This is a genomic window from Oceanicaulis sp. (assembly GCF_051859625.1).
GTDB lineage: Bacteria > Pseudomonadota > Alphaproteobacteria > Caulobacterales > Maricaulaceae > Oceanicaulis.
The window spans coordinates 73,937-88,865 of the sequence record NZ_JBHYFH010000003.1; the positions used below are offsets into that span (position 1 = coordinate 73,937).

Annotated in this window: 19 protein-coding genes; 1 reads left to right on the forward strand and 18 read right to left on the reverse strand. The window is 65.5% G+C overall.

Features of this window, described 5'->3' with window-relative positions; all coding sequences use genetic code 11:
• Positions 1-6: 6 nt before the first annotated feature.
• From ACTIGF_RS13485 to ACTIGF_RS13530, 10 genes are all read right to left on the reverse strand, one after another.
• On the reverse strand, positions 7-294 hold the full coding sequence (locus ACTIGF_RS13485; RefSeq protein WP_439637365.1) for a PepSY domain-containing protein: 288 nt from the start codon (positions 292-294) through the stop codon (positions 7-9).
• A 68-nt stretch (positions 295-362) separates the two neighbouring features.
• Positions 363-1,262, reverse strand: a complete 900-nt coding sequence (locus tag ACTIGF_RS13490; protein ID WP_439637366.1) for a DnaJ C-terminal domain-containing protein — start codon at positions 1,260-1,262, stop codon at positions 363-365.
• 79 nt (positions 1,263-1,341) lie between these two features.
• Positions 1,342-5,151: a baseplate multidomain protein megatron gene (locus ACTIGF_RS13495; protein WP_439637367.1), complete on the reverse strand. Its 3,810-nt coding sequence runs from the start codon at positions 5,149-5,151 to the stop codon at positions 1,342-1,344.
• A gap of 16 nt (positions 5,152-5,167) precedes the next feature.
• On the reverse strand, positions 5,168-5,602 hold the full coding sequence (locus ACTIGF_RS13500; RefSeq protein WP_439637368.1) for an NlpC/P60 family protein: 435 nt from the start codon (positions 5,600-5,602) through the stop codon (positions 5,168-5,170).
• Positions 5,602-6,462, reverse strand: a complete 861-nt coding sequence (locus tag ACTIGF_RS13505; protein WP_439637369.1) for a DUF2163 domain-containing protein — start codon at positions 6,460-6,462, stop codon at positions 5,602-5,604. The genes ACTIGF_RS13500 and ACTIGF_RS13505 overlap by 1 nt, the downstream gene beginning before the upstream one ends.
• Positions 6,463-6,529: 67 nt before the next feature.
• Positions 6,530-7,081, reverse strand: a complete 552-nt coding sequence (locus ACTIGF_RS13510; RefSeq protein WP_439637370.1) for an SRPBCC domain-containing protein — start codon at positions 7,079-7,081, stop codon at positions 6,530-6,532.
• Positions 7,082-7,139: 58 nt separating this feature from the next.
• A complete protein-coding gene (locus ACTIGF_RS13515) occupies positions 7,140-7,757 on the reverse strand; it encodes a phage distal tail protein, Rcc01695 family (RefSeq protein WP_439637371.1) in 618 nt (205 codons plus the stop codon).
• Positions 7,754-8,299 carry a phage tail tape measure C-terminal domain-containing protein gene (locus ACTIGF_RS13520; protein ID WP_439637372.1) on the reverse strand — a complete coding sequence of 182 codons (546 nt, stop codon included), beginning with the start codon at positions 8,297-8,299 and terminating at the stop codon, positions 7,754-7,756. The genes ACTIGF_RS13515 and ACTIGF_RS13520 overlap by 4 nt, the downstream gene beginning before the upstream one ends.
• Positions 8,299-8,493, reverse strand: coding sequence for a phage tail assembly chaperone (locus ACTIGF_RS13525; protein ID WP_439637373.1), 195 nt, complete (start codon positions 8,491-8,493; stop codon positions 8,299-8,301). The genes ACTIGF_RS13520 and ACTIGF_RS13525 overlap by 1 nt, the downstream gene beginning before the upstream one ends.
• Positions 8,490-8,777 carry a GTA-gp10 family protein gene (locus ACTIGF_RS13530; protein WP_439637374.1) on the reverse strand — a complete coding sequence of 96 codons (288 nt, stop codon included), beginning with the start codon at positions 8,775-8,777 and terminating at the stop codon, positions 8,490-8,492. The genes ACTIGF_RS13525 and ACTIGF_RS13530 overlap by 4 nt, the downstream gene beginning before the upstream one ends.
• A gap of 57 nt (positions 8,778-8,834) precedes the next feature.
• On the opposite strand from ACTIGF_RS13530, the gene ACTIGF_RS13535 reads away from it, so the two are divergent.
• Entirely contained in the window at positions 8,835-9,038 is a 204-nt protein-coding gene (locus ACTIGF_RS13535) for a hypothetical protein (protein WP_439637375.1), read from the forward strand.
• Here ACTIGF_RS13535 and ACTIGF_RS13540 read toward each other — a convergent pair.
• The 8 genes from ACTIGF_RS13540 to ACTIGF_RS13575 form a co-directional block, all read right to left on the reverse strand.
• Positions 9,027-9,443, reverse strand: coding sequence for a phage major tail protein, TP901-1 family (locus tag ACTIGF_RS13540; protein WP_439637376.1), 417 nt, complete (start codon positions 9,441-9,443; stop codon positions 9,027-9,029). The genes ACTIGF_RS13535 and ACTIGF_RS13540 overlap by 12 nt on opposite strands.
• Before the next feature lie 96 nt (positions 9,444-9,539).
• A complete protein-coding gene (locus ACTIGF_RS13545) occupies positions 9,540-10,172 on the reverse strand; it encodes a DUF4760 domain-containing protein (protein WP_439637377.1) in 633 nt (210 codons plus the stop codon).
• A 520-nt stretch (positions 10,173-10,692) separates the two neighbouring features.
• Entirely contained in the window at positions 10,693-11,097 is a 405-nt protein-coding gene (locus ACTIGF_RS13550) for a DUF3168 domain-containing protein (protein ID WP_439637378.1), read from the reverse strand.
• Positions 11,094-11,681, reverse strand: coding sequence for a head-tail connector protein (locus ACTIGF_RS13555; protein ID WP_439637379.1), 588 nt, complete (start codon positions 11,679-11,681; stop codon positions 11,094-11,096). Before ACTIGF_RS13555 ends, ACTIGF_RS13550 begins: the two co-directional genes overlap by 4 nt.
• Before the next feature lie 77 nt (positions 11,682-11,758).
• Complete coding sequence (locus ACTIGF_RS13560) at positions 11,759-12,946, reverse strand: phage major capsid protein (protein WP_439637380.1); 1,188 nt, start codon at positions 12,944-12,946, stop codon at positions 11,759-11,761.
• Positions 12,947-13,001: 55 nt separating this feature from the next.
• Complete coding sequence (locus tag ACTIGF_RS13565; RefSeq protein ID WP_160092026.1) at positions 13,002-13,469, reverse strand: HK97 family phage prohead protease; 468 nt, start codon at positions 13,467-13,469, stop codon at positions 13,002-13,004.
• A 35-nt stretch (positions 13,470-13,504) separates the two neighbouring features.
• The gene (locus ACTIGF_RS13570; RefSeq protein WP_439637381.1) at positions 13,505-13,759 is read right to left on the reverse strand and encodes a hypothetical protein; all 255 of its coding nucleotides are present in this window, start codon (positions 13,757-13,759) and stop codon (positions 13,505-13,507) included.
• Complete coding sequence (locus ACTIGF_RS13575; protein WP_439637382.1) at positions 13,756-14,913, reverse strand: phage portal protein; 1,158 nt, start codon at positions 14,911-14,913, stop codon at positions 13,756-13,758. Before ACTIGF_RS13575 ends, ACTIGF_RS13570 begins: the two co-directional genes overlap by 4 nt.
• Positions 14,914-14,929 lie beyond the last annotated feature (16 nt).

Below are 14,929 nucleotides of genomic sequence, written 5' to 3' on the forward strand. Positions count from 1 at the left end.
CTCCCGTTATCGGCGCACCCGGCCCGATTGCGCATCCACGCGCACATCAAGCCGACGGCCCTCACGGGTCAGTATCCGGATCATATAATAGGGGTTCTCACCATTCACGAGCCGGCCGGACAACACCTCGGCGCCCGGATAAGCCTGACGCACGGCGGCGACCGCCACCGACATAGGCACGATGGATTGCGCCACGCTATAGCTCTGATCCTTGTGGACCAGGGCATGGGCGGGCGCCCCTGTCAGGGAGGAGGCGCAAACAAGCGTCAGGAGAAGTGTGAGAATTCGTGTCATGACATGCTTAATGACGGATCCGGGCTGAACGCACGCTGAACGGTATTCAGAAACGTGGCTGAGGGGCATCATGACATGAAACGCTTTCGCGGATCATAATCCGTCGGAGGCGTCCAATCTTCGATAAACGCTTCAAGGTCAGGGTCGTTCAGCGGCACGTCGATGACCAAACGGATGATCTGGTCACCGCGCTCGCCCTCTCCCTTGGGCGCGCCCTTGCCGCGCAGCCGCAGCTGGGCTCCGGAATTGGCGCCCGCCGGGACGCGAACCTCGACCATGCCGTCAATTGTAGGCGCGCGCACGGCGCCGCCGAACAACGCTTCTTTCAGGGAAATCGGCAGATCGAGCCGGATATTGTCGCCCTCACGCCGGAACCAGGGATGCTCCTGGATCACGATCTCGATCAGCGCATCCCCCGCCGGGCCGCCATCGCGACCAGGATGTCCCTGACCGCGCAGGCGCAGCACCTTGCCGCTCTCCACGCCCGCGGGCACGGCCACTTCCAATGATTTGCCGTTGGACAAGCTCACGCGTTTTTTCGCGCCGCGCATGGCGTCTTCAAAGCTGACAGTGAGGCGCGCCTTGATCTCGGCGCCGCGCATGGGCTGCCCACGGGAACGGGAGGCGCCAAAATCGGTGAACAGATCAGAGAACATGTCGCCCAGATCCTCGAACCGGCCGCTGGGGCCGCGCTCGCCGGGCGCGCCGCCGGGGCGCGAGCGGAAATGATAGGCCGGGCGTTCCTGCCCGGCGGCGTCAATCTCGCCCTGGTCAAAGCGGGCGCGCTGTTCAGGGTCTGACAACAGCTTGAAGGCCTGGGTGACCTGCTTGAACTTGTCTTCGGACACCTTGTCATTCGGACGTGCGTCAGGGTGCAAGGCCTTCGCAAGCTTGCGGTAGGCGCGCCGGATCTCGTCGGCGCTCGCAGTGCGGGACACGCCCAGAATCGCATAGGGGTCAGTCATCATGGCCGTTGTGATAGCAGTCTCTTGCAGGTCGGGCGAGCACCGGGCCGCACCCGAACGGGTCACATCTGTGCGTTCCGCCTCAGACCTGCAAGACCGACGCCAGCCCAGCGCCATATCGCTCTGAGATTTGCCGGACGCTGAAGCTGCAACCGCTCAGATCAACCGGCAGCTCTGACAGAGACAGGACAAGCTGCGGGGAAGACGCCGACCAACGCGCGATGACGGCGCCGTTCAGGTCTCGCAACTCCACATCATACTCCTCCAGCGCCTCACCCAGCGGCACGTCCACCCCCTGCCAGCGGTCCCCGCCGATCCGTGTGCGGCGAATCCAGTTCAGCGTCAGCTCCGCCTCGCTCCTCATCATTTTGAGATGAACCGGTGAGAGCGGACGCAAATCACGCGCCTGATAGACCGCCTGCAGCTGGCGGGCGCGACCATCGCTGCGCCGGGCGCCTTGGGGCACGGCGATGACAGACAGCGCGGCATCGCGTTCCGCATCGGTCACCGGCAGCACGCCCAGCGCGCCATCAAGGGTCACCACGCTGGCGCCTGCAGAGGCGCCGGGCGCGGGCGAGCTGCCCAGACCGCGCAAAAGCCCCGTCAGCCGCCAGGCGCCGTCCGGTTCGAGCGCTGCGTGTTCAAACGCCAGCACTTCCCAACCCTCTGGCGTTTCAACCGCAAGCTGGTTGGCGCCCGCCAGAACCGACAGACGCGAGCGGCTTTCAAAGGCGCCGTCATAGAGCCGGACCCGCAAGGCCTCATCCTGGCGCCAGCGTCCCTCGGGGCCGGCGGCCAAATCGTCCAGCAAAACGCCCGTTTGCGCTGGCGCGGCAATGCGCGCTCTGACCTGCGCGCTTTCAAAATCGGCGCCGGCATAAAGTTGCACCGCCCCCGCCCAGTGCTGGCTCCACACCGCCGCCAAAAGGCCGTTGCGCGGCGTTTCTTCATCCCCGCCAAGGGGCAGGTCCAGCAAACGCACAAGCGGGCGTCCCGCCGCGACCGGCGCCGCAGGGAGTTGCGGCTCCGGGCCGGACACTGGCGCCAGCCCGCCCAGCGCCGGGCCAAGCTGAGCGGTGCGCGACGCGACACCCTCCAGCGCATCCAGCCGCCAAAGCGGAGCGTCAGCGCCGCTCATCTGCACCGGATCACCTGCTTCAAGCCGAGCCATCGAGGGCGGCAGGGCTGTGCTCAGGCTTTCGCCCTGCGTCCGGGCGCGGGCCAGAAGATCACGCGCCCAGCCTTGCGCCAGACCACGATCGGCCAGGATCGGCGCCTGAACTGAAATCAAGCCATCGGTCACATGGTCCAGCCCGCGCGCGCTGACGGCGGCGGGCGCATAATCGCCTTCATCGCCAATAATGACGAGCTGGGCGTCTGCGGGGGCGTCTTCCAGCGGGGCACGGGTGTAAACGGCGCCATCCGCGCCTTCAGGCAGCTGATCGGCCTCCAGCATGACCGGCGCGCTGACCGGAGACAGCGGCAGACAGGCCGCGCCCCGGCTTTGGTCCACCAGCGTAAAGCCAAACACCGCGCCCAGGCTGGCGATCACATCACGCGCCCGTTGCGGACGGTTGATCACATAGCCCGCCAGCACGCCGTCCAGCTGATGGGCGTCCAGCGCGTCCAGCCCGGCGCGGCGGGCGATATCGGTCACCACCGCGCTCAACGAAGACTGCCCCGCCCGTCCCGTCAGCCAGTGCCCGCGCCGCCAGTTTCCGCCATCGCTCCAGATATCGGTGCGGGCGGGAAATTCAGGAAACGGCCGGGCGTCCCAGCACCAGACATGACTGCGTTCCAGGTCCAGCATGGGGCCGCCATAGACCGGTGAGACCGGATTGCGCCCCTGCCCTGGGTCCCAATAATCCAGCACGGTTTCGATGGCCCGGCGCTGGATCAGATCGTCACGCGCGCCGGTGGAAAAATGCGGCGCCCGGCTTTCCGTGCTTTTGGGATCGAGGAAGACATTGGGCTGGTTCGAGCCCTTGTCCACCGCCGGGCAGCCGAGCTCCACAAAGCGGATCGGTTTGCCGCCCGGCGCCCAGCCTGTTGGCGTCGCCGCACGGTGTCCGCCCACCCGGTCTTGATGGGGATTGGACCACCAGTCCGCGAGGCGCTTATACGCCCAGACCCAGTCTTCGCCATGGGCCGTGTCGAGGATGGGGGTCCGGGACTGGCTCAGACGGTCGGCGTCCGACGCATAATACCACTCCCCGCCTTCACCGCCTTGCACATTGGCGCTGAGATAGGCGCGATCATGGATCGAGCCGAAATCCGCATCGGCATGGGTCTCCCCGTCTCGCCAGTCTGACAAGGGCGCATACCAGTCGAGCCCCACATAATCCACGTTGGGGTCCGACCAGAGCGGATCAAGATGAAACAGGCGGTCCCCGCTGCCGTCCTGGGGCGCATGCCCGGAATATTCAGACCAGTCCGCCGCATAGGACAGCTTTACCGACGACCCCAGCAAGGCCCGCGCCTCGCCCGCCAAGGCTTTCAGGCGCGTGACGGCGGGATAGGTCGTCCGGCTTGAGCGCACCTGATTGAGCGCGACCATTTCAGATCCAATCAGAAAGCTCTCTACACCGCCCGCAGCCTTGGCCAGCGCGGCATGGTGCAGGATGAAGCGGTCAAAGCCCCAATCCCCAGCAGAGCCGTCATAGCGCACCGCATCGCCGGAAACCTGGAAGTCCGTCACGCGCGCGCCGCCGAAAAAACCATCCACCTGCACGCTCGCTTGCGCGCTTTGATCGGGCGAACCGGCCTGCCCCGGCGCCGGCGAGCAGGTGATCCGGCCCCGCCAGGGATAGGCGGCCTGATAGGGCGCGCCATAAGGGGCGTCAGCGCGCGTGGTCTCAGGAATGTCCATCAGGATGAAAGGGTAGAGGGTGACGGCATAGCCGCGCTGTTTGAGCGCCCGGATCGCATGGATCACGGTCTCGTCTGACGGCGTGCCGCCATAGACCGGCGCGTCATCCCGCTGGGACACCAGATGCGCGTCCGCCCGCGACAGGCCTGCAACAGACCAGTCCAGCGGTCGTGTGGTCTTTTCACGCGTCTCCACGCCCGGCCGGATCTGGCAGGCGCCGCAGCGCAGATCATCGCCGAACCAGCTGGTGACCAGCGCCACTGACCTCACCTGCGGCAGGCGCGCGGCCAGATCATCCAGCGCCGCTTCGAGATTGGTGAACGCGCGGCTGGTGTGAACGTTCTCGGCCAGCTCCTCGCCTTCGCGCAGCTGGCGATAAACCGGCTCAGTGGCATAGACGAACTCGCCCGAGGCCGGGATCAGACACACGCCCTGAACCAGGTGTTCAAGCTGCGGCTCATCGCTCTGGTCCTCGCCCGCACCCAGCACTTCAAAGCTCAAATTGGGCAGACGCGCGCCATAGGCGTCGAGCGGGAAATCCTCAAACACCACATAGGCAAGGCCGCGATAAGCGGGCGCCGCGCCCTCCACCGCTTCAATCAAAGGGTCCGGCGCCTGATCCGGCGCGCCGGCATGAAGCCGCATCACCGCCGTATCATGGGCGAGCAGCTCGCCATTCGCCCAGATGCGTCCGACGCCGGAGACCGGGCCTTCGCACAGCGCGACCGCGAAGCTCGCGGCATACTCATACTCGGTGATCTCGGGGCCGCCCTTGCCCCCGCCCGCGTTGCGGGTGTTGGCGGTCTCGGTGACCGGCCCCAGCCAGATCACCTGCCCGGCGAGGCGCATCCGGCCATAGACGATCGGCACGAAGGCGCCTTCGGTTGAAGTCTGGACGTTGAAACTATCAAGTCGCGGGCCTTGCTGGTCTGACGCAAACAGGCCGCCAACCAGCGAGCCCACCCCCGCTTGCAGGAATGACGCGCCGACCTGCTGGGCGGCGGACAGGAGAAGCTGACCCATATGATCCTCGCTCTGGCTAAAGGGGGAAGGCGTAGGCGCCTGCGATCCGTCGGCGCCACCAAGGCCCTAAAGCGGTCTCGCACACGCGCTGACCCCGCCAGGCGTGCAGGATGCGATCAGGCGCGCTCAGGATCGCGCAATGGCGCGCCGGGCCGTTCGGGGAATAGTGAAACAGCAAGACGTCGCCCGGCGCCGCCGAGACGATCTCGACAGGAGATAACCAGCGCGCCGCCGCCTCGCTCAGCAGATCGCGCGCGCTACGCTCGGCCCAGTCAGGCGTATAGGGCGGCAGGGTCTGGGGTTCGGGCCCGTAAAGCGCACGCCAGACGCCGCGCACGAGGCCCAGACAATCACAGCCCGCCCCCTTCACGCTCATCTGGTGATGATAGGGCGTGCCAGTCCAGCTTCGCGCTTCGCGAAGGATGCGCGACCGGTGTTCCAGCTCACTCATCAGCGCGCGCTCACCGGACGGATCAGGGCGTCATTGCCGGGCATGTGCGGGCAGCCGCGAAAGTTCGCAGCGTTGGAAAAGCGCGCCTTGCAAGTCTCAAAGCGCTTGTCGCATCCGAGTGTCAGCCTGAGCGCCTCGCCCGCCTCGGCGGCGGGCGCCGCACTGTCGAGTTCAACAATCAGCCCTGTCCCGTCCGCGCGCGCCGTGACAATGCGCTGGTCCGGCCAGGACTGCTGATCCGTCCAGGCCAGCACGCCTTCAGAGAACACACTGACGTCACCCGGCGCCGGGTCCAGCCCCTCTATCCGAATAGCGCGCCGGGTGATCTGCCCCGCCAGCACGCCGCTGACCCGCCGCCCCGGCGCGGCCAGATCGACCTGACAGCGTGCATCACCCAGCTCGGCGTCGCATTGGCGCGAAAACACCCGGCCGATCGTGCGGTTCAGACGCGCGGACAGACCTGAGACTTCCGCTTCAAAGCCCTGATCGCCATAGCGGATTTCGCCCAGCTCTCCGGTGAAGGTGCGATAGTTCAGCGTCGGGTCTGACCAGTCGACCCGATAGAGCGCCAAAGCGGCGCCGTCCCAGGCGCCCGCCTTGATGGCGTCCCTGGTGATCACGCCGCTGTCGAGCCGCCCGAAGACGGCGCCGCGCGCAGGCGCTGTTCCGGTTTCACTGCGCAAATTTCCGGCGCTGAAACCTGAGGCGGGCTCGCAGCTTACGCCATCCACTTGCAGCATCTGGTCATGGTCGGTGAAGCCAAAGCGGGCGCCGTCGCGCCGGGTCAGGATCCAGGCCCAGCTCAGCGTGGTCACCCCTGCATCCAGCCGCGCCTGCAACTCGGGCGGAATCTCGATCATCACGAGCCTCCATAAAAAAAGCCCCGGCGAAAAGCCGGGGCGGTGTCCTACAAATCAGTGGCGGTCGTCAGTCGCTCTCGAACGCGGCGCAGGGCGCTTCGGGCTCAAGGTGACAGTCCGCCTCCATGAACGGCTTGAGCCGCCCCTCGATGAAATGCACCCAGACCGAACGCACGACGCCGGCGAGCGCTTCATCCACCTCGCCGGTCATGGCCAGGTCGACAGTGAAGACGGTTTCATGCGGGCTATCGCCCTCCTCCAGCGTCCAGCTCGAAACCATATGCACCGCCCGGCCGCTCAGGCCCAACGGGCCGTCGAGGCGCAATTGCTCGGGCGCCTGCACGAAGATCACGCGCGCATGCACGACGCCATCCGGCGCGTCCGCTTCGAACCGTTCATAGAACAGGCCGCCGACTTCCGGCTCGATCACCAGCTCGGCAGGGCCGGGCCAGAAGGTGTGGTCCCACCAGGGCGAGACATCGCCCGTGGCCGTGTCAAACACCTCGTCGCGTGGCGCCGCGATCTCCACCACGATCTGCGTGCGAAAGCCTTGCGCCTCGAACGGCGTCAACTCTGGCGATGACTGCGCCAGAAGGGCGGCGGCAAGCATGGCGATCATGTGATCCTCCCCGATTGATCTCAACCATCAGGGCGCGCCAAACGTCGCCTGTCCAGCCCTAAAGCCGCACCTCGATCAGCGGCACGGAGCTGATCATCGCGGCGCCGGTCTCAAGGCTCGCCTCCAGCTGATCGGCGTCAAACCGCGCTGGCGTGTCAAATCGGAATCCGGCAGTGATCAGCGCGTCCTCAGGCGGCGGCGCGTCAAAGGCGATGGCGCCGCCGGGCTCGACGCTGACCGGCGTTTCAACGCCGTCGAGCGCTGCGCGAACGCTGTCGGTCTGAGGCAGCGTAATCGGGCGGTCCCAGCGCCCGGCGCCGTCGCCATAGGCTTTGAGAAGTAAAAACCGGTCTGTCGCGCCATCCCCGGTTCCGATCACCTGGTCGGCGGGTCCCGGCGCCGCGCCGGGTCCCGCCGACCCGTGATCAAAGGGATCAGTGAATCGAAACGCGTGCAGCCGGCCCAGCCGCGCTTCAAAGAAGGCGGTCAGCCGCGCCAGATCCGCCTGGGACCGAACGCCGGGCGCCGCATCCCAGCGCCGTCGCGAGTCGCGCCAGACGGCGTTGCGTTCTTCGCGCCCTGAATTGAGCGTCACGATCTCGGTGCGCCGTTCGGGGCCCCCGCGCGCCGCGAGCCCGATCGACAGCGGAAAGCGCACATCATGAAACCCGCTCATAACCGGCGTCCTCCCCTTTGGACGGCGCGCGCCACAGCCGCCGCGATCTGGCTTTCAGAGCGTTTAACGCCGTCCAGCGTTTGCCCTTGAGCGATGATGGTGATGTTGACCGGCGCCCCGCCCAGCGGCGACACCGCGCCGGACTGGCCGGGCGTGAACACTTCCGGTCCACGCTCGCCCACCAGATAGCGCTCGCCCGCCATCACCGGCCCGCCCTCGGCCCGCTGGCCCAGCACCCCGCCCAGAAGCGAGCCCAATTGCCCGGCGGCGCTGTCCAGAAGCCCCGGCAAGGGCTGCAGGATGAACCGATCAAGCGCCAGCTCGGCGAAAGTGCGGGCGATCCTTTCCGCCATGTCTGAAAAGCTCAGCTCGCCGGAGCGCGCCGCGCCCTCAAGGCTTGAGGCGATGTCGCGGCCCGCGCTTTCAAATGCGTCTGACAAGGCCCGCGCCGCGCTTTCGCCCTCACGCGCCGTCTCGGTGATGGCGCGCCGCGCCGCACCGGCGTCCGCGGCGAGATCCGACAAATCAAAGGTGTCCGTCATTATGAACCTCCATCGGGAAAGTCTTTGATCAGGGCGTCGAGCGCCTGACGGTCGGGCGGCGGCGGCGGAGCATCGGGCCCCAGCGCCGCGCACAGCGCCCGCCATTCCGCCAGCGACAGCGCCCAGAAGGCGTCAGGGCTCAGCCCGAAGCGCAGCACGCCCAGCGCGAACCAGCCCGGCCAGCGCCCGGTCATGTGAGGTTCGCTTCAAAACAGCTCAGCACGGCCCGCGCGGCGTCTGCCGGCGCCGCCGCGTCCGCCAGCGCCTGCGCGTTCTCATGGCCGCCCGCGGTCAACAAAGCGGTCAGAACGCGGCTGAGATCGGTCGCGCTGAGACTTCGAAATCGTTCTGAAAGCGCTTCAAGGCCAGAGACCTCCAGCGCCTGTTCGATCTGCATCAGGGCTGCAAGGCTGAGACGCAGAGTGACTGGCGCATCGCCCAAATGGGCGCGCACCTGTCCAGATTGAGAATTTGTCATGACCACAGTCTTTTTGCGCCGCTAGACTGGGCGCGGATCAACGTGAAGGGATCACCCATGCGCCGCCTCCTCGCCTGTCTCGCCCTCGCCTCTCCGCTGGTTCTGTGCGGGTGTGAAAGCCTGTTCCAGGACGTTTATGACGAGCGTTATGAGGAAGAGTGCGAGACGCTGCGCAACCCCGACGCCTATCGCGCCTGCCTCAACGAGCTTGAGGACATGCAGCGCCAGCGCCGGATCGACGAGCGCAGCTCAGAGAGCTGAAAAACTCAGCGCGCCGGCGGACGCCAGCGACAGCGAATAGCTCGCCTCGCCGTCATGACGGCCCGAATATTCCAGCGCCGTCACCAGGAACGGGCCTTCGATGACGCCAAAGTCCGGCACGATCACGCGCCAGCTGCGCTTGGCCTGATCAAAGAAGACGCCGCGGACGGTCTCATCCGCCGCGCTGTCGACAAAAATCCCTGCGCCCGAAATCGCCGCAGTGCGCACCCCGGCGCCGTCCAGCAATTCGCGCCAGCGCCCCGGACTGTCGGCATGGGTCACCTCGACCGCGCGAGCGTTCAGCGACAGGGTCTTCGCCCTGAGCCCCGCAAGGGTGGTGAAACTTTCCGGCGCGCCTCCGTCGCCGATTTTCAGCAAGACATCCTTGCCCGCCTGCGCCGTCATGGCGTGTCTCCTTGTGTTTGAACGCCTGAATTCAGACATGAAAAAAGCCGCCCTGAGGGCGGCTTCTGTGCGTTGTTGAGCGCGTCAGTCTTCGGGTCAGTCCGACGCTTTGGCCTGTTCTTCACGCCACCAGGACCGCGCCTTGGCTTGGGCGTCTTCAATTTGCTGTTTTTCGTCGTCTTCAGCCCAATTGATCGCCTGTTGCTCATACTCGCTGAACAACTTCTCAGCGTCGTCTCTCAAGCGCCGTTGATAGACGTAAAGCGCGAAATCAATGAAATCGAGAACATAGCTGCGCCGCCACCAGTCTTTGAGAATCGGCTCGTTCAAGGCCCCGTTCTTGATGCCGATCGCGGTGGCCTCATAGTAATTGAAGACTTTCTTGAGGACGTCTTCCGCCATGAGCATTTTCCCGGCATAGGAAATTTCACGCTCATCGACCTGTTCAACGCCAAATGATCCGATATGACCGTCGCGCAATTTCCGGCGCGCCAGGCGAAATTGCTCGAACATCTGGATCAGGTCATGATCGCGCGTCTGGATGGCGATATGAAAGAAGGAATTGTTCTTTTTCGTCGTCCGTCCGGAATGCCAGATCTGGATTCCGGCGAACGCCGCCGTGATGATCAGCAGAAACAGCGTCGCTCCGCCAATGCCGACCAGCCACCAGTCCGCCGCATTCGGGCCGAAGGCTGAGACTTCGCGGAAATAATTGATGAGCGCGTCCAATATTCCCCCCAAACGCGAACTTTATGGTGAATACAAAAAAGCCCGGGATTTCCCGGGCTTGAACGCAGACTGGAAAGCCTAACGGCTCGTGCCTTCAACCTTTGAAACACTGACAATACGGCTCGTACCTTCGACACGGCTCGTGCCTTCAATACGGCTGGCACCTTCAATTTTCGCACCCAAACGGCACATAGTCTGTCTCCAGTTGCTTCCCTGTTCACGCAACGCATAACGTGCGCCAAGGTTCACAGTGTTACAAAATCACGGCGTCATCATGACGAGCCGTGATAAATAAACCCTTACGATGCAGTCGTGTACGGCGCAGGTATGAAAAGCCGTAGAAAGCTCTCATTCTGACGCTTCACAAGCGGCTGCGAGATTAGCTTCTCCGCCAGAACAATCAAGTAGGCATGGAAATCAGGCCATGCAAGCTGAGACGTGACGTCAAGCTGATCTGATCTGAATTGGGTCTGATTCTGACCCGGCGTGCAATTGCCTGCGCCCGGAACCGCGACAGGGTTTAAACCTGGTGAACCATCACCCTGACCCGCGCCAGCCCCTGCACGATGCGGCTGTCTGAGGTGGAGAACAGGTCGGCGTAGACCAGGCGCGGATGGATCGCCGCATAGGGCGCTTCCAGCACCAGCGGGCTCGTCTCCAGCGCAGAGCGGATCGCGCCCAGCGCCTTTTTGATGGTCTCGCTGTCATCGCGCCGCCCGCGGATCAGCACGGTCTGGCGCATCTCTATCAGCTTTGTCTCGCTGGCGTCCGCCGCCTCGCTTATCGCTCGTCCCAGATACAAGAACGGATAGCGCACGCCGGATCTGGGCTGATCAAAGATGCGCGCCTCCAGCTGGGCCGTGATGCCTGGATCCCTGCGCAAATGCTCCAGAAGACCGCTCTGGAACGCGGCTTCCGCACTCATAGCCGCACCGGCGTATAGGGGGCTAACAGACGATCCACGATCTCAGGCGCAGGCGGCGTCTCGCCCCCCTCGCCCCGATCCGCGCCATAGCGCGCCGCGACCAGATGCAGGATCGCCGCGCGCAAGGGCGCCGGCACGTCGTCGGGCGTCTCGCCAAACCCGGCGGTGAACTCAATCTCGATCCCGCCCGCCTTGACCACAGGGCGCGGCAAGGAGAAGGGCAGGATCGCCACCAAACGCCCCGGCTCACCGGTCTCCACCCGGTATTCGGCCGGATCCCAGACCGAGAGCGTCCCGTCGCGCTCGCGTCCGCGCACCGCCTCGACGCTCAGAAGCGGCGCCTTGGCCAGGCTGACCGCCAGCCCGGACGCGCTAAGCCTTGCGCGCGGCCAGTCATCGAGCCGCTCACGCCAGCTCTGGGTGATCAGCGCCAAGCCAGTTCGCGCTTCCACATGTTCGCGTGCGGCGATGATCGCGTCGGTGATCAATGCATCGTCGTCTTCATGGCTGACGCGCAACCAGGCTTTCGCCGCTTCCAGACTGACGGGTTCCGCCCCGGGCGGACTTAGAAGAGTGAGAGACATCGCGCCGCCTCCTTTTCAAAAAAGCAAAGCCCCGGCGCTGTGGCCGGGGCTTTGAGGTGGGGGAGAGAAGGCTCGGATCAGGCGGCGAATTTCAGACACTTGATCGCGTCGAAATCCTGCACGCCGCCGCCGACGCGGCGGGTGGTGTAAAACAGGACATAAGGTTTCGCCGAATACGGATCGCGCAGCACCTGAACGCCCTGGCGGTCGACCACCAGATAGCCGCGCTCGAAATCACCAAAGGCGATCGAAAAGCTGTTGGCGCCGATATCGGGCATGTCCTCGGCCTCGGTGACGGGATAGCCCATCAGGCTGGCCGATTGACCCGCGCCCTGGGCGGGCTGCCAGATATACTGGCCGTCCGCATCCTTGAACTTGCGCACGGCGGACACCGTGGAGCGGTTCATCACAAAGCGGCCATTTGAGCGATAGGCGGTCTTGGGCGCATAGATCAGATCAATCAGCGCATCAGCAGGGTCTGACACGGAAAACCCGCCCGACACCCCGGTCGAGACAAACCCCATCTCGCCCCAGCTTTCCGTGCCGACTTCGGCCATGGTGTAGCTGAGGAAGCCGCGCGGCTTATTCACCCCATCGCCGGACACGAAGGCCTTGCCCTCGGCTTCAGCAAAGACATCGCGCACTTCTTCGGCCAGCCATTGCTCAAGATCGACCAGCGCATCATCGAGGATCGCCGGGGTGGCGGCGGGCATGGCGTAAAGCTCGGCGGTCGGAAACTCGAGCAGCTCCAGCGAGGACGCGTCGGTTTCAGGCCGGCTCGCCGTCTCCGCCGCCCAGGCGCCGACCGCGCCGCCCGCGCTGACCGGTTTCTTGAAGGTGTGGCTGCGCGTCTGTTTGACACTGGCGATGGAGCGGATCGGGCTGACCTCGCGGATCAAACGTTCGATACGCGTTTCCAGCTCCGCCGGCGCCACATGGCCGCCCGTCGCGCCGGTCTGGCCCGACAGCGCTTTTTGATCGAGCGCCGGCGTTTCGCCAGTGCGCAGAAAGCCCGACCAGCCCGCCGATTTCACATCGGCGCCGGACAGGTCGGGCCGCGCCGCTTCCCGGCTCAGACGATCAAGGCGGGACTGGGCCTCGTTCAATGCAGCGTCGATGCGGTTCACCTTGTCGGTGATCAGCGGATCGGCGCCGGTCTTGGATTCAATCGCCTCCAGGCGGTCGTCATTGGCCTGTTTGAAATGTTCAAACGCGGCCAGCATATCCGCCATGGCCACGCGCGTGTCAGCGGAAGGAACCGCCATCTTGGTTTCCCGGCTCATGAAAATCCTTTCTGTTCATGATGCATAGTCAAAGCGGTCAGGCCGCCGACGCGGCGAGCCGCGCCTCAGAAGCCCCAAGGACGCGAAGCCGCGCCTGGGCCAGCATGGGAAAGGTGACGATGGACACCTCCCACAGATCGAGCTGCAACAGATCGCGTCCGCCGCCCGGTCGGGGCGCGGAGCGTTGGGTGCGAAAGCCGATGGAGAGGCCATCCACCGCCCCTTCGCGCACCAGTCCCAGGGCGGCGCGCCCGCGCGGGGCGGTGGACAGAATGCGACCGCGGACATAAAGCCCGCGGCCGTCCTCGGCGATCTCGTCCCAGACGCCCACAGGCTCCGCCGCGTCATGCTGGAACAGCATGCGCACCCCTGTGGGGCCTCGCGCCTTGAGCCCTTCTGCAAAGGCTCCCGCGCGGACCAGATCACCGCCCTGATCCTCGATATCAAACAGGCTGGCGTAGCCAGCCACCTCCAGCGGTTCGCCGGAGTTGTTCAGCGCCTGCATGCGCGCCTCCCCTGACTGTGAAAATGTCGGACCGGTCAGTCCTGTTCGAGGCGACGCTCGATGCGCTCCAGCGCAGCGCGCGAATACGCTGCGTGCGCTTCCAGCCGCGCCAGACGCTCGGCCACCGGCGCGGTGGCGTCGGCGCGGGTTTCCAGCTGGTCGAGGCGCTCATTGGCGGCGCCGGTCCACATCAGGGCGCCGGCGGTCTGCAGCGTCAGCGCCAGAATGACGCCGAGCGTGATTGAACGTTCGAGCCGCCACCCTTGGGCGACCTGATCTCCAAGGCTCATGCCGACTCTCCTTGTATCTGCGGCGCGAGGCCCAGAAGGGCGCGCTTTTCATCGGGCGACAGGAAGTCCGCGCCGGAGATCTGCGCCCAGCGCGCGGCGCGCTCCTCGGTGAAGGCGGGCAGGCCGTCTTCATCCACGCAGAGCTTCGGATCGGTCCCGAACCAGGACGCCAGAAAACGATTGAGCGCGGCGGCGGTTTTCTTCGCCAGCGGCAGCACGGTCTGGCGGTAAAAGGCCTGATTGGCTTCGCGATAATTGGAATAGGTGTTGTCGCCCGGCAGCCCCAGCAGCATGGGCGGCACCCCAAACGCCAGCGCGATCTCGCGCGCCGCCTCGCGCCGCGCCTGGATGAAATCCATCTCGGCGGGGGAATGCCCCATGGGCTTCCAGTCGAGCCCGCCTTCTAAAAGCAAGGGGCGCCCGGCATTGTCGGGGCCGGTGTAAAGGCTTTCCAGTTCAGCTTTCAGCCGGTCAAACTGATCCGGCGTCAAACGCCCCTGCCCCTCTGATCCGGTTTTCATCACCAGAGCGCCGGACGGGCGAGCGGCGTTATCCAGCAGCGCCTTCGCCCAGGCGCCGCCTGAGGCGTGCACATCCACCGCCCGCGCCGCCGCCTCCATGGGCGACAGGCCATACTGGTCATCGGTCGGGTTAAAGAGCTTCAGATGCAGGACCGGCGACCGGCCCGAGGCGCGATCACGCTGAAACACCAGCGCGCCGGACGCTGTGCGATACTCCCACCCCTCCGCCCAGCCCTTGGGGCCGGTCATCACCCGCACCCGGTCAGGCCGCAGCGCGTACAGCCCCGGCGTTCCCGCCTCAAAACCGGACAGGTGCAGATAGGCGTCGCCCGCCACCTGAAGATGGCTTTGCACGCTGTCCATCAGCTCCGCGCCGGACTGGTCGGGATTGGGCGCTTGGATCAACGCCATCGCGGCTTGGCTGGCGCGATCCTCGCCAGAGGTCTTCAAAGGCGTCGCGGCGACCGCTTCCGCGATCAGCCGCACACAGCGATGCGCGACGGCGTTTCGGGCATAGCCTTCGGTGGCGAAGGCGGCGTAACCGCGCGGGCTCCAGCTCGCCCCCGTCCCGAATCCGAGCGCAAGGGTTCGCCCGGCCGCCTTGCGACCGAGACCCAGCCAATGCTTGAGCATGGCGTTCTCCTGTTGA